10 protein-coding genes, 3 tRNA genes and 1 rRNA gene are annotated in these 12,712 nt (G+C 42.5%); 2 read left to right on the plus strand and 12 right to left on the minus strand.

Going from position 1 to position 12,712, the window contains the following annotated elements; genetic code table 11:
* Positions 1–47 precede the first annotated feature (47 nt).
* The 4 genes from DESACI_RS13435 to DESACI_RS13450 form a co-directional block, all read right to left on the minus strand.
* Positions 48–123: transfer RNA gene (locus DESACI_RS13435), tRNA-Thr, on the minus strand.
* A gap of 6 nt (positions 124–129) precedes the next feature.
* Positions 130–218 (minus strand) — tRNA-Ser (locus DESACI_RS13440).
* 6 nt (positions 219–224) lie between these two features.
* Positions 225–300, minus strand: a tRNA-Asp gene (locus DESACI_RS13445).
* Between the two features lie 224 nt (positions 301–524).
* Positions 525–2,183: ribosomal RNA gene (locus DESACI_RS13450) — 16S ribosomal RNA — on the minus strand.
* Between the two features lie 56 nt (positions 2,184–2,239).
* Here DESACI_RS13450 and DESACI_RS24275 point away from each other — a divergent pair.
* Positions 2,240–2,422: a hypothetical protein gene (locus DESACI_RS24275; protein ID WP_207643897.1), complete on the plus strand. Its 183-nt coding sequence runs from the start codon at positions 2,240–2,242 to the stop codon at positions 2,420–2,422.
* A gap of 409 nt (positions 2,423–2,831) precedes the next feature.
* Here DESACI_RS24275 and DESACI_RS13455 read toward each other — a convergent pair whose 3' ends face one another.
* From DESACI_RS13455 to DESACI_RS13475, 6 genes are all read right to left on the minus strand, one after another.
* Complete coding sequence (locus DESACI_RS13455) at positions 2,832–3,683, minus strand: methyl-accepting chemotaxis protein (RefSeq protein ID WP_014827734.1); 852 nt, start codon at positions 3,681–3,683, stop codon at positions 2,832–2,834.
* Positions 3,684–3,805: 122 nt separating this feature from the next.
* On the minus strand, positions 3,806–5,161 hold the full coding sequence (locus DESACI_RS13460; RefSeq protein ID WP_014827735.1) for an MFS transporter: 1,356 nt from the start codon (positions 5,159–5,161) through the stop codon (positions 3,806–3,808).
* 261 nt (positions 5,162–5,422) lie between these two features.
* A complete protein-coding gene (locus tag DESACI_RS24795; protein WP_014827736.1) occupies positions 5,423–5,566 on the minus strand; it encodes a hypothetical protein in 144 nt (47 codons plus the stop codon).
* 20 nt (positions 5,567–5,586) lie between these two features.
* Positions 5,587–6,741, minus strand: a complete 1,155-nt coding sequence (locus DESACI_RS13465; RefSeq protein WP_014827737.1) for a uroporphyrinogen decarboxylase/cobalamine-independent methonine synthase family protein — start codon at positions 6,739–6,741, stop codon at positions 5,587–5,589.
* Between the two features lies 1 nt (position 6,742).
* A complete protein-coding gene (locus tag DESACI_RS13470) occupies positions 6,743–7,381 on the minus strand; it encodes a cobalamin B12-binding domain-containing protein (protein WP_014827738.1) in 639 nt (212 codons plus the stop codon).
* Positions 7,382–7,460: 79 nt separating this feature from the next.
* A complete protein-coding gene (locus tag DESACI_RS13475; protein WP_014827739.1) occupies positions 7,461–8,276 on the minus strand; it encodes a methyltetrahydrofolate cobalamin methyltransferase in 816 nt (271 codons plus the stop codon).
* Positions 8,277–8,537: 261 nt separating this feature from the next.
* Here DESACI_RS13475 and DESACI_RS13480 point away from each other — a divergent pair, with 261 nt between their 5' ends.
* Positions 8,538–9,899 carry an IS1182 family transposase gene (locus tag DESACI_RS13480; protein WP_014827740.1) on the plus strand — a complete coding sequence of 454 codons (1,362 nt, stop codon included), beginning with the start codon at positions 8,538–8,540 and terminating at the stop codon, positions 9,897–9,899.
* Positions 9,900–10,121: 222 nt separating this feature from the next.
* On the opposite strand, the gene DESACI_RS13485 is transcribed toward DESACI_RS13480, so the two are convergent.
* Both DESACI_RS13485 and DESACI_RS13490 read right to left on the minus strand, forming a co-directional pair.
* Positions 10,122–11,972, minus strand: coding sequence for an ASKHA domain-containing protein (locus DESACI_RS13485; protein ID WP_014827741.1), 1,851 nt, complete (start codon positions 11,970–11,972; stop codon positions 10,122–10,124).
* Between the two features lie 38 nt (positions 11,973–12,010).
* Complete coding sequence (locus DESACI_RS13490; RefSeq protein ID WP_014827742.1) at positions 12,011–12,709, minus strand: GntR family transcriptional regulator; 699 nt, start codon at positions 12,707–12,709, stop codon at positions 12,011–12,013.
* Positions 12,710–12,712: the final 3 nt, after the last annotated feature.

The raw sequence follows: 12,712 nt of genomic DNA on the forward strand, positions 1-12,712 counted from the left end.
TTGTTACCCACACGTGCGCGTCTGCCAATTACGCCACGCCTGCAGAATGGAGCCATTGACCGGGATTGAACCGGTGACCTTATCCTTACCAAGGATACGCTCTACCGACTGAGCTACAATGGCATAACATGGCGGAGGGGGTGGGATTCGAACCCACGGCCCCTTGCGGAGTCACTGGTTTTCAAGACCAGCTCCTTAAACCACTCGGACACCCCTCCAGCAAATGGCGACCCCGATCGGACTTGAACCGACGATCTCCTGCGTGACAGGCAGGCATGTTAACCACTACACCACGGGGCCACTTGAAGGTTGTGGGCAGGGATGGAACTTAAAATTGAGTTACCGCTTCGGGTCTCTCAAAACTAAACAACAGCTTTGCCAATGAGTTGCCGATCCCTCGGCTCGAGTCTTTAGACTCTCTTCATCTCTTATCAAAAACTTAAGTTTAACCTTCGTTTTCTTCATAAGAGCATCGACCCATAGGATGTTCGTTTAAAGCCTAAGCTCTAAACCGTTCTCCTTAGAAAGGAGGTGATCCAGCCGCACCTTCCGATACGGCTACCTTGTTACGACTTCACCCCAATTATCGGCCCCACCTTCGACGGCTAGCTCCCTTGCGGGTTACCTCACCGGCTTCGGGTGTTGCAGACTTTCGTGGTGTGACGGGCGGTGTGTACAAGGCCCGGGAACGTATTCACCGCAGTATGCTGACCTGCGATTACTAGCGATTCCGACTTCATGCAGGCGAGTTGCAGCCTGCAATCCGAACTGAGACCGGCTTTCTCGGATTGGCTTCACCTCGCGGCTTCGCTTCCGTCTGTACCGGCCATTGTAGCACGTGTGTAGCCCAGGACATAAGGGGCATGATGATTTGACGTCATCCCCACCTTCCTCCGGTTTGTCACCGGCAGTCTATCTAGAGTGCTCACCTTGACGTGTTAGCAACTAAATACAGGGGTTGCGCTCGTTGCGGGACTTAACCCAACATCTCACGACACGAGCTGACGACAACCATGCACCACCTGTCTCTCTGCTCCCCGAAGGGCACCTCCCTATTTCTAGAGAGTTCAGAGGATGTCAAGCCCTGGTAAGGTTCTTCGCGTTGCGTCGAATTAAACCACATGCTCCACCGCTTGTGCGGGCCCCCGTCAATTCCTTTGAGTTTCAACCTTGCGGCCGTACTCCCCAGGCGGAGTGCTTATTGTGTTAACTCCGGCACAGGAGGGGTCGATACCCCCTACACCTAGCACTCATCGTTTACGGCGTGGACTACCAGGGTATCTAATCCTGTTTGCTCCCCACGCTTTCGCGCCTCAGCGTCAGTTACAGTCCAGAAAGTCGCCTTCGCCACTGGTGTTCCTCCACATATCTACGCATTTCACCGCTACACGTGGAATTCCACTTTCCTCTCCTGTCCTCAAGATACCCAGTTTCCGATGCACTCTCAGGGTTGAGCCCTGATCTTTCACACCGGACTTAAATACCCGCCTACGCGCCCTTTACGCCCAATAATTCCGGACAACGCTCGCCCCCTACGTATTACCGCGGCTGCTGGCACGTAGTTAGCCGGGGCTTCCTCCTTAGGTACCGTCATGTCTCCTCCATATTCCTGAAGAGACCGTTCTTCCCTAAAGACAGTACTTTACAATCCGAAGACCTTCATCATACACGCGGCGTTGCTCCGTCAGACTTTCGTCCATTGCGGAAGATTCCCCACTGCTGCCTCCCGTAGGAGTCTGGGCCGTGTCTCAGTCCCAGTGTGGCCGTTCACCCTCTCAGGCCGGCTACTGATCGTCGCCTTGGTAGGCCTTTACCCCACCAACCAGCTAATCAGACGCGGGTCCATCCATAAGCGATAGCATTTTCAGAGGCCATCTTTCCTTAAAAAGCGATGCCGCTTCTTAAGCGTATCCGGTATTAGCCCTCGTTTCCAAGAGTTGTCCCGGTTTTATGGGCAGGTTACCCACGCGTTACTCACCCGTCCGCCACTATCTAATACTTAACACTCAACGTTCAGCTCTCCGATTGTGTTGGTACTTTTTGATGCGTGGAGCGCTCATACTTCGCGCTCTCGCTGTCCCAACGTCACTGAACACTCAGTGTTAAGCATTAGACCGTTCGACTTGCATGTGTTAGGCACGCCGCCAGCGTTCGTCCTGAGCCAGGATCAAACTCTCCAAAAAAGTTATTCAACTTCTTCGTAAGAAGATGATTTCTTGCTCATGATTTCATGATTCTTTTGAAACTCTTGCGAGTTTCTCTCATTGGCTGTCCTTGTTGTTTAGTTTTCAAAGACCAAAGACCATGGACGACGACACAGGATGTGCCTAGTGTCGAATATGTCACGGATGACAAAATATTCGACGGGTCTGGGTGTCGCGAAGGACAAATAAGTGCTATGCTCTCCAATGGAGACTATTAGGATGTCCGAGTGCGACCAGAGACCTCTTTTTACGACCAGAATGTTATTTTAACATTGGTGTTTTACATTGTCAAGGGCAAGAAACCGAACTATTATAATTAAATTTCTTAAATTTCTTAAACTTAAATTTCTTAAATTCTTATACAATGACCAAATTCACATGCTAACACTTAAATAACAAATTATAAAACAATAAATATCTATATTAGAATAACCCTAAAGCCTAAATCATTTATTGTCTTTACAACGTTGACTCATTTCATTATTATATCTTTTTCTTTTGATTGTTTTATATCCAATAAACCGAGCAAAAGTATGAAATATATTTAGATTCTTACAAAAGGTAGCAGGGACCGTTTAGAAACTTTAGTTTCTCACGGCCCCTAAAAGAAACATGTGACGTTATATTTCATTTATTATTCATGATTTCTTCAACTGTATGAACCTTTGCAATCACCGATAACTGCTTCGCAATTGATATAATTTCATCTGTCAGAGCAGCAATCTCCTCAGTAGCAGCAGCTTGGTTTTCCGACGAAAGGTATGTTTTATTAATCCTTCCGCTGATTAATTCAATGGCCCCCTTTATATCCAAAAGGGACCTGGCAACCTTTTCAGTCGATTCCTTGCTAAGGCCCGAGAATTTGCCCATTTCTGTTGCAACGACACTAAATCCTCTCCCGGCCTCACCCGCTCTTGCTGCCTCTATTGACGCGTTTAAGGCAAGGAGATTAGACTGTTTAGATATATTTTTTATATCCTCAATGATACTGTCAATGGCCTTAATTTTGTTTTCTGTTTCCAAGCTAAACTCATCAATTTCTTTAATAAAAGTTGATAATTGCTGGGAACTCGAAGCAACCTCCTCTATACTTGCGTTTAATTGTTCCATAGAAGAAAAGAGCTTTGTAGTACTTTCTTCAATTCTTGTCTCTTTTTCTATACTCTTAGAAACAGATACAATGGCAACAACTTCTCCTTTGTCGTCAAAGACTGGGGTGAGAAGACCTTTGGCAGGAATTCCAAAAAATCTTTTGGGAACCACCGACGGTAATTGCTTTTTACTTTTCTTAACAAAATTATAAGTTTCCATATTTTTAATTGGGTCCCCAACTTTTGAGGGCATTTTAAGTTCACCCGGTGCATAAGCGGCGATAATTTCTTTTCGAAGATCAAATACAATTATGGTGATATCATCCTGCATAACCTCATTTAAGATTGGCATTAACTCTATAAATTGTTGAAGGTGTTTTTCTTCCATTACCATCACCACTTTTTCATGTATTTGGCACTTATAACGACAGCATTAATTAAGGAGAGGGATGACGCATCATCTCTCTTTCAAGTTTAATGAAGCCTCATAATCTTGTCAAACCCAATAATCTAGGCATTTCTGTCAGCAATTTCCTTCTGTAATTGTACGAGTTTCGCAGGTGTGATTTTATATAGGAGAACGATAAATAACAACCCTATGAGCATGATAATTGCAGGAACTAACGCAATTCCGTCCTTTATGCCATTTGCCAGTACCGGAGTAGGCTTCATATTGGCTACATATCCCGCTCCGGCAAGAACAGCAGTGATTATAACACTTCTCACAAGGATAGCTGCCTTAATGGGGAAACTGATTAAAGACATGATAAAACCTCTTGCGTTCTTTCCTGTTTTCCATTCACCGTAATCAACCGTCGCCGAATACATCGCAACACCTAAAGCATCGGGCATCCCATATCCCAGATAGGCGATGAACATTATTACCATGAAGGAAATATAATTCATCGGCAGTGCCCATACTGCCAACAACCCGATGATAAATATTAAGAGCGACAAAATATAAGTATTTCGTTCTCCAATCTTTTTGGCAAGGGGATTTGTTATTGCTGCTCCAAAAAAGGTTACCACGTTGAGTCCTGTCATGAAAATCGTAATCGCTGCTAAATTATTAACGACATATTTAAAATAATAGAAGGCCAGGCCGAAAATAACAAACCGTCCTAAATACCTTCCAAGTTCACCTAACATTAGCCCAATGAGTGGCGGATTGACAACGATCTGTTTAAGCATCTCGCCGATGGACATTTTCTCTTCAGATTTACCTGTTGACACTGCAGTACCATGGAAAGCGTAGTCTTTGGTCATAAAGAACAATACATAATAAGAAATAATCATAACGGCGCCGGTACATACAACGGTAAGCGTATATCCCATCGGAGGATTGCCTTTACCTAAAGCCAAAATCATCGGCATACCGATCAAGGAAAAGCTAATGGCCCCTAACGAATTAAACATCCCCCTGTTTGATGCCATAGCAATTCTTTCTTCTCTGACAGTGGTCATTGAGGAGTTCAAGGCGATATGTCCCCCGTAGTAAATGTTCCAAATTAAATGACTTATGACAAATCCAAGAGTAATAATAATAGCGTTGAGTGTCGGAGAGCCGATCTTAGAAAATTGCAGAATAAAGAATAATGCGGCAAAAGGAGGTCCCACTAGCAGCCATGAACGGTATTTTCCCCATTTCATATTGCTCTTTTCCAAGATTACTCCTGCAGTAGGAACCCATAAGATATCGAAGATACTTGTAATCATCAATACGCTGCCGGCCAGGGCCATTGGCAGCTTGGCATAATCCGTTAAAAACGCCGCGAAATAAAATACTTCCATACTTACAAACAATTGAAATCCGAAGGATGGCAAACCGTAAAGATTAATAATCGACTTCTTCAAACGCGTCTCCATAATATTCTCCTCCCTAAATTAAGTTTCTAACTTTAAATTTTTAGCATCAATAAATCCTTCTCACCTCCAGTTTTAAACTAAAGATTCATAACTCTGGGTCTCTAACACTGACCAGGTACTAATCTAAAGAATATTCGGATACTTTTTGAGAAAAATAAAGGGCAACCTCGACCCCGACAATTCCTTTTTGCAGCAACAGAAACTAATTCCTAGCGAGGTCTAACGTTGCCCAATCATTACAGCATGGATAATGAAATCCACTTACAGCAATAAATCCATAATGAACGTAAATAATACGTCCTCGTATTTTTCAATTTTGGCTGCGATCGCCTCCGACGGTTTCCCTTCCAATTCCGGATGCACAGCTAAATATTCTTCCCAAGTTGCGTAATACTCTGAATTCATTTCAACCTCTCCTTCAAACTTTAATAAGTCCCGTTTTCAGATACGTACTCTAAAACAGCTTTCAAGTTTTCAACCACCGGCGAATTGACATCTAAATTAATGATGCTCTTATCGGCTTGCCACCAATACCCCCCACCCGGAGCGAGAATGTCCAATAATTCTTTCGCTTTGTCAATGCACTGCTCCTTAGTCCCCGTTTGCAGCAAGGTTATGGGATAGAATCCGGAAATTATATGTTTCTTGCCCAGTTTCTCCTTAACAAGTCTTGGATCTCCGTATTCAAACCTCATGATTGTATTCTCTGGTAATTCATATAAATAATCGAGGTACCTCATCCAATCATTTTCCACAAACAAGTAGACAGTTTGTCCCATATTTGACAGAGCTTCAACTAACTTTTTAAAGGTTGGCCAATATAACGACGCAAAATCTTTATCCCGCAAATATGGCGCCATATGCAGAGGAATAAATGAATAACCAAGCATCGAAGGATTCGGCAGTGTGCCTTTCTTTATCATCAAGGGCAACACTGCTTCACAAGCTGCCGCAACCTTATCCGGATAACGCCTGACATCACCAGAAATCCCTTTAAAACTTCTGAGAAAGTCAGCCATAAAATCGAAGGGAGCTTCGGTTAAAGCAACCCCCATCGTTGCGTAGCCATATTGGGCAGTCATTTTTGCTCTAATTGTTCCTAGAAAAGCAAGGTCATCAGACTGGGCCCGTACTGCTTTAGCCAAAGCCATAGCTACTTTGCCCGGTTTTCCGTTAAACTCAGTGTACAATCGAGGGAGAATCGTTTCGATAATACAGTCATAGGGTGAAGAAATAAATTGATCATATTCCTCGGCCAACAAACCTACGACTTCCGGATGCTGCATAAATCCGCTGGAACTCATCACAATAGGTTTTGACCCTAAAAGCTGATAATGAGAAGGAATTCTGATAGAACCTCCGGGATATGTGTCCGTTCTAAAATCCTGACAGAACTTCTCATAAACTGGCCCCAATTTCGTTAGGTCCCATTGACATTCAGCCAAATTCAAGCCGGCATATTCAATCGCAAAATCCTGAGTAGCCGGATTGCTGAGTGGTACTCTTTTAGGAATTTTACCGCTGAAAAGATTACGAAATATCTGATTTCGTTCATTCGTCAATGAAACAGCGTCAGACATGTTAATTCACCCACCCTTGACAAATTTTTAGGCCTTCAGCGGCATTTGTCGTGAAAGCGTCTGCACCGATTTGCTTACATGCGTCTTCATTAACTGGATTACCGCCAATAATAATTTTGACGCTATCTTTTAAACCCCCTTGCTTTAAGGCACTGATTGTATTTCTCATTGAGTCGATAGCGAGAGTCAGAACGCCGCTCATCCCGACAATTTGAGGGTTCACTTCTTTGACCTTCTCGACAAACGCTTCGGGTGAAACGTCAATTCCCAAGTCATAGACATCAAAGCCTGCAGCCTCTGCCATACTGCCAAAAATATTCTTGCCAATATCGTGTAAATCTCCCTGAACCGTGCCAATAACTATCGAGCCTATTTTTTGTGTACTGACCTCGCTTAAGACCGGTTTCAATATATCAATCGTTTTTGACAATAACTCTCCGGCAAATATCAAATCGCCAACGTAATATTCGTTTTTTTCAAACAAGTCTCCCACGATCGCCATACCCTGCTGGCAAGCGAAAACAATCTTCTGAGCATCTTCCCCACTGGGGTTTGTGGAAACAAAATCATTGATCAAAGTTAACATAGTATTTTCATCAAGATCACCCACGGCTTGAGTTAGCAATTGCAAATCGATCATGTTCAATCCTCCTCAAATTCAATGATCTGCCCGTACCTTTATATCCTTCTGTTCTCATTAACATTCACATTTATACTTATTAAATTGCATCAACTTTTACAGGACCAATTTTATTCTTTCGGTAAGCTGTTAAATAATTTCTGCATAAACGATCCTTTCCAAGCAAGGCATTTGTTATATACATGGTAGTGACCATATCCCGATTACAGGGGTCTAAGATAGCAGAATCCATACCCGCCTCAATTGCCAAGGTCAAGAAATGTTGATTAACCACTTTTCTTAAAGGCATTCCAAAGGATATATTGCTTAAGCCAGAAGTTACTTTGATCGTGGGATACAGAATTTTAACTTCTTTTAATGTCTCAATGAAATTTAAGAGCGATTGATTATCGGCTGATAAAGCCATGACCAGGGGATCGATGTGAATTCGATCAGGGGTGATGTCATACATCGAAGCCTTATCAACCATGATTTTGGTAATATCAACTCTTGTTTGGACATCCCTTGGTATGCCTCTATTGTCACAAGTCAGTGCAATAACTTCCCACTCTGTTCCTCTAATGAGCGGGTAAATGATTTCGCATTTCCCACCTTCTTCTGATACTGAGTTAATAACTCCTGGCCGCCTGGCATACGGAAAGACTTTCTCAATAACTCTTGGATTTGGGCTGTCAATACATAAAGGCGTATCCACAGTGTCTTGGACAATGTCCATTAACCATAATAACGTGTCTGCTTCGACGTCCGGAGCAGTACTAGCACATACATCAAGATAATCCGCGCCTGCTTCTGTCTGCTTTACAGCGAGGCTGCGGATAAACTCCGCATCTCTTTGCTCTATGGCTTTTTTAACGCTCGGTATAGTTCCGTTAATTTTTTCGCCAATGATAATCATCAAAATGCCCCCTTCCTAAATCATATCTATCCATGTATATACATGTATTATCTGATTTAATATTATCAATATTCAATTATCATGTCAAACTATTATTTTCACTAATTGGATAAGTGAATTAATTTATAATTGAGTTAGTTTCATAATTCATACCCCTTGATATAAGCGGGCTTTTTACCCGTAAAAAAAGGAGTACCTCCCCAAAATCTCGAAAGTGTAAGTGACCAAACAAACACCGAGAGGTTGAAAGGAGAACTCCCAATGTTTAGTATTCGCCAAGAACGTCTATTTTCCTTGGAAGAAATCTTAGAAATGTCACCGAAAGAATCGTATCCGCTTCTATTGGAACCGCTGAATATTACTCCTTTGTTGAGAGTGGTTTCAAAAAGGGCATTTTTGGGAGCTCCAACCACGCTTAACTATTCAGCCATGATCTATTCTTTATTCATTCGAGTGATCGAACGAATTCCTACGATCAAAGATTTACGAAAACGATTAAAAAACAGCTTGGAATTCCGTTTCGACTGCGGCTTTACGATGGCTGATGCAGTTCCTAGCGAGTCCTCTTATACTCGAATGATTCAAAAAATCAAGGGTTCTTCTGCTTTGGAAAAAATTCAAAATGAACTAGTCTCTCAGGCGTTTCAAGAAGGCTTCATCGATGGGGATGTTATAGCCATCGATGCTACTCATATTGAAGCGAGAGACCGTAAACCTGAGAAAAAGAAAGACGAAGAGGTTCCAGTCAAGCAAACCTCCAAAAAACGCGGACGAAAACCCAAATCGGAACGGGAGAAATGGCTCAAAGAACAACAGGAACTGGAAGAGAATCGACCCCTCTTTGAGAAGAAAATTGAAGCTCAACTTCCTCTTGATTTCAAGACGATCGAACAGCAAATCCCGCAAGATCCTCACTGGGGAATTAAGAAAAACTCCGAGGGCAAAAACGTCTTTTGGTTCGGGTTCAAAGGTCATCTTCTCGTGGACTGTAAAAGCCAATACATTTTAAAGTCCTTACTTTCCTCGGGAAATGTCAATGATGGCAAAATGGCGATTCCTCTACTCAAGGCTCTTCATGAACTTCACCCCCAGCTGAAGCCTTCCTATTCGCTTTTGGATGCTGGTTACGATTACAGCTCAATTTACCAACAAGCAAAAGCCATGGGGTCAAGGGCCCTGATTGATTACAATCCACGCAATGAACAACTACCCGAAGACAAGGACAAATACTTTTGCCCTAAGTGTCAAGAAGGTCATTCCTACCGATATGATAGCTATGATTCCCGATACGACACGTTGAAATATACTCAACCCAAGGAGTGCAAAGAGTGTCCTCTGAAAGAAAACAACCAGTGTCAAAAGGTATTCAAGGTTAAGGTTTCCTCAGACCCCAGAAAATACACCGTTCCAGCCAGAGGAAGTGGGCGCTACTTTGAACTCTATAAACAGAGAACAGCCGTAGAACGTGTTAATGCTTATCTCAAAGAGTACTTTCAGTTAAACAACATTCGACATCGAGGAAACGTAGCCAAAGTCGACTTCGAGTTTTCTATCCTGACCTATACCCTCTGCAAATTAGCCGTAGACCGATTGAACAAGTTCAAACGTATAGCTGCAGCATAAATCTTCAAAAAATGTTACTAACGAAATTCTGAAGGTCTGAGCTTTAACAATTAAACATTATGAAATTGACTCAATTGTCAATTAATATTTCTTTCATAAAGCCAATATAAAAGACAATTTGAGAATAATTTCCCAGCTATTTGCAATTGGAGGATCAAAAGGGGAGGTAACAAACATAAAGTAATGTTACCTCCCCTAAACATTATCCGAAGCTTTTCCTCTTTATTTTACGGTAAAGTACGTACATTCACCGAAAATACTATTAAACTTGGGATAACTGCCCAATTCAACAAAATCAACTGTCTCAGCGATATCAGCTGCTCTTCGAAATTGACTCAATGACAGCAAAGCTAATTTCGCACCGGTGCCCGCCGCATTGCCAATCATTTGAATTTTACTTTCCAGATCCTCAGGGATCAACCCTATGGCACATGCACTATGCGGATTAAGGTAATTTCCAAAGGCTCCGGCTAAAAGAACTTCTTTAATGTCCTCTGTTTCGACACCACAAGTTTTCATCAATATTCTGATACCCGCTGCTATGGCACCTTTAGCCATTTGCAGCTCCCGTATATCTTTTTGTGTAATCATTATCGGTCTGCCATGACCGGTTATACCAGCATCAGCCAGCAAAAATGCTCCCTGTCCCTCATGTTGTATAAGATTTTCCTTGTATTTTTTAGCCGCTTGGTCATTTAATTGTTCGTAGGCGATAAATTTCCCTCTTTTGTTGATAATCCCAAGTTCAACTAGACCGGCTACTGTATCCAGCAAGGCAGAGCCGCAAATTCCCAGAGGTTTTCCCCCGCCAATAACCGTGTATTCCAGTTTATCTCGATAATAAACATGGTCAATTGCTCCCACGGCACCTCTCATCCCGCTGCTTATTTGCGCTCCCTCAAAGGCAGGACCGGCGGCGGCAGAACAGGCAACTATTTTTCCTCTTGAGCCAAGCGCAATTTCTCCGTTAGTACCAATATCTATGACAAGCTTGACATCCTCGCTTCTATCCAACTCAGTGGCCAAAAGTACTGCTACCGTATCGGCACCTACAAAACCCGCGATATTTGGCAGCACGAAAACTTTTCCAGCCTGGTTAATGTCAATCTTTAGTTCTAAAGCGTCCACGACCAAAGGTTCACTAACAGCAGGTACGTACGGTGCAACAGCAATACTCTGAGGATTTATGCCCAAAAAAAGGTGATGCATACAAGTATTCGCCGCAATAGAAATCCCATAAATCTGACTTCTAGTTACCGCTGCCCTTTCTGCAGCCTCCGCGATTAATTTATTGATGGCTTCAACCACAGCAGCTTGCAGTTTCATCAGACCCTTTTCCTCATGTCCCACAAAAGTGAGACGGGAAATGACATCTGCTCCAAAGCTTGTCTGTGGATTTAGTGTAGAAACAACACATAACTCTGCCCCTGAATAAAGATCGAGCAAATACCCCACAATGGTTGTTGTTCCAATATCAAAAGCCATACCGAGCATTGATTTCGATGTATCCTGCGCTTCTAATCCGGCCACAACATTTTCGAACATAACAGCCGTAATGCGGTAATTGGCAGCTCTAAACAAATCTGGCATCTGGCGCAAAATAGCAACCGAAGACTCTAATTCGCTGCCCATATACCCTTGCTTAACAAGACTTTTCTTCAGCCGGCGCCAATCAGAGCTATGGGTCTCACGTGAAGGCTTATCCACTTCAACAAACACTTTCTTAAGATGCGGATCAACTTGCATATCCTTTTTTTCCGAGTCTATGAGAATGTGGTGCTGAAGTTTCGTTTGATCCGGAAGTTCCACTGTCAGATCGTTATATACAGCTGTCATGCAAGCTAAGCGAACACCTGCGTCTAATTCCTTCGACGGTATCAGTTCTTGTTCCTTGGCAACCGGGGTACCAACTCCCTTAGAAATCTTAACACGACATTTTCCGCACGTCCCTCTGCCACCACAGGGGAAATCAAACACTAACCCGGCATCATTCATGGCTTCTTTTAGGGTTCTGCCTTCTGCCACGTCTACCAGTACATCTTGAGGTTTTAAAAGAAGTTTGTAATAGTTCATAAAATGCCCCCATTTTCCCCAAAACGTTCAAAACTTTATTAATCGCTGCGGCCTTGTAATTTTATATAATCTCCGCGATAACTAGTAACACTTACGCCAATCGGCTTATTTTCATGATTATATAGCTTTTGTTCAACAACTAATAAGGCAAGTTCATCGTAAATATTCAGATAGCGTTTCGTCTCTTCGTTAGGAATCTGAGCACTAATACTTATATTTTTCTTTAGGGCAAAAATAGACGTACTATTGGAAACCATTTCTTGAAATGTCGCTTGTTCAATCTCTTTTTCTACGATGGGCATCCCTTTACTATAAAGCAGATATTTAACATCATAAGCCACAGGGATTCCATCCGTATAGAACAGCCTGCGAATCATAATAACATGTTTACTTCTGGTTGTTTGCAGCTCATCAGCTAACTTATCGTCCGGCATAATAATACTTACTTCTAACAATCTTGCATTATCAACACTATTAATAGGATTATTCATTTCGTCAAAGTCTAACGTATACTTATTAATTTCTGGTTTTTGGACGTAACTTCCTTTACCTGGAACGGAATAAATGTACCCCTCATTTGCCAGAATGGCTAAACCTTTTCTTACTGTCATTCGACTGACACCATATTCTTTACAAAGTGCCATTTCAGACGGAACTGTATCGCCTGGTTTTAACACCGCATTCGTTACTTTTTTCTTTATATCTTCAACGATTTCAATATAAACCGGATTAGCCATTAC

The sequence above is a fragment of the Desulfosporosinus acidiphilus SJ4 genome (assembly GCF_000255115.2).
Classification (GTDB): domain Bacteria; phylum Bacillota; class Desulfitobacteriia; order Desulfitobacteriales; family Desulfitobacteriaceae; genus Desulfosporosinus; species Desulfosporosinus acidiphilus.

Bases quoted from the DNA above. Each gene is read 5' to 3' on its own strand.
- DESACI_RS13455 (WP_014827734.1), bottom strand. From the start codon at position 3,683: ATGGAAGAAAAACACCTTCAACAATTTATAGAGTTAATGCCAATCTTA.
- DESACI_RS13460 (WP_014827735.1), bottom strand. From the start codon at position 5,161: ATGGAGACGCGTTTGAAGAAGTCGATTATTAATCTTTACGGTTTGCCA.
- DESACI_RS24795 (WP_014827736.1), bottom strand. From the start codon at position 5,566: ATGAATTCAGAGTATTACGCAACTTGGGAAGAATATTTAGCTGTGCAT.
- DESACI_RS13465 (WP_014827737.1), bottom strand. From the start codon at position 6,741: ATGTCTGACGCTGTTTCATTGACGAATGAACGAAATCAGATATTTCGT.
- DESACI_RS13470 (WP_014827738.1), bottom strand. From the start codon at position 7,381: ATGATCGATTTGCAATTGCTAACTCAAGCCGTGGGTGATCTTGATGAA.
- DESACI_RS13475 (WP_014827739.1), bottom strand. From the start codon at position 8,276: ATGATTATCATTGGCGAAAAAATTAACGGAACTATACCGAGCGTTAAA.
- DESACI_RS13480 (WP_014827740.1), top strand. From the start codon at position 8,538: ATGTTTAGTATTCGCCAAGAACGTCTATTTTCCTTGGAAGAAATCTTA.
- DESACI_RS13485 (WP_014827741.1), bottom strand. From the start codon at position 11,972: ATGAACTATTACAAACTTCTTTTAAAACCTCAAGATGTACTGGTAGAC.
- DESACI_RS13490 (WP_014827742.1), bottom strand. From the start codon at position 12,709: ATGGCTAATCCGGTTTATATTGAAATCGTTGAAGATATAAAGAAAAAA.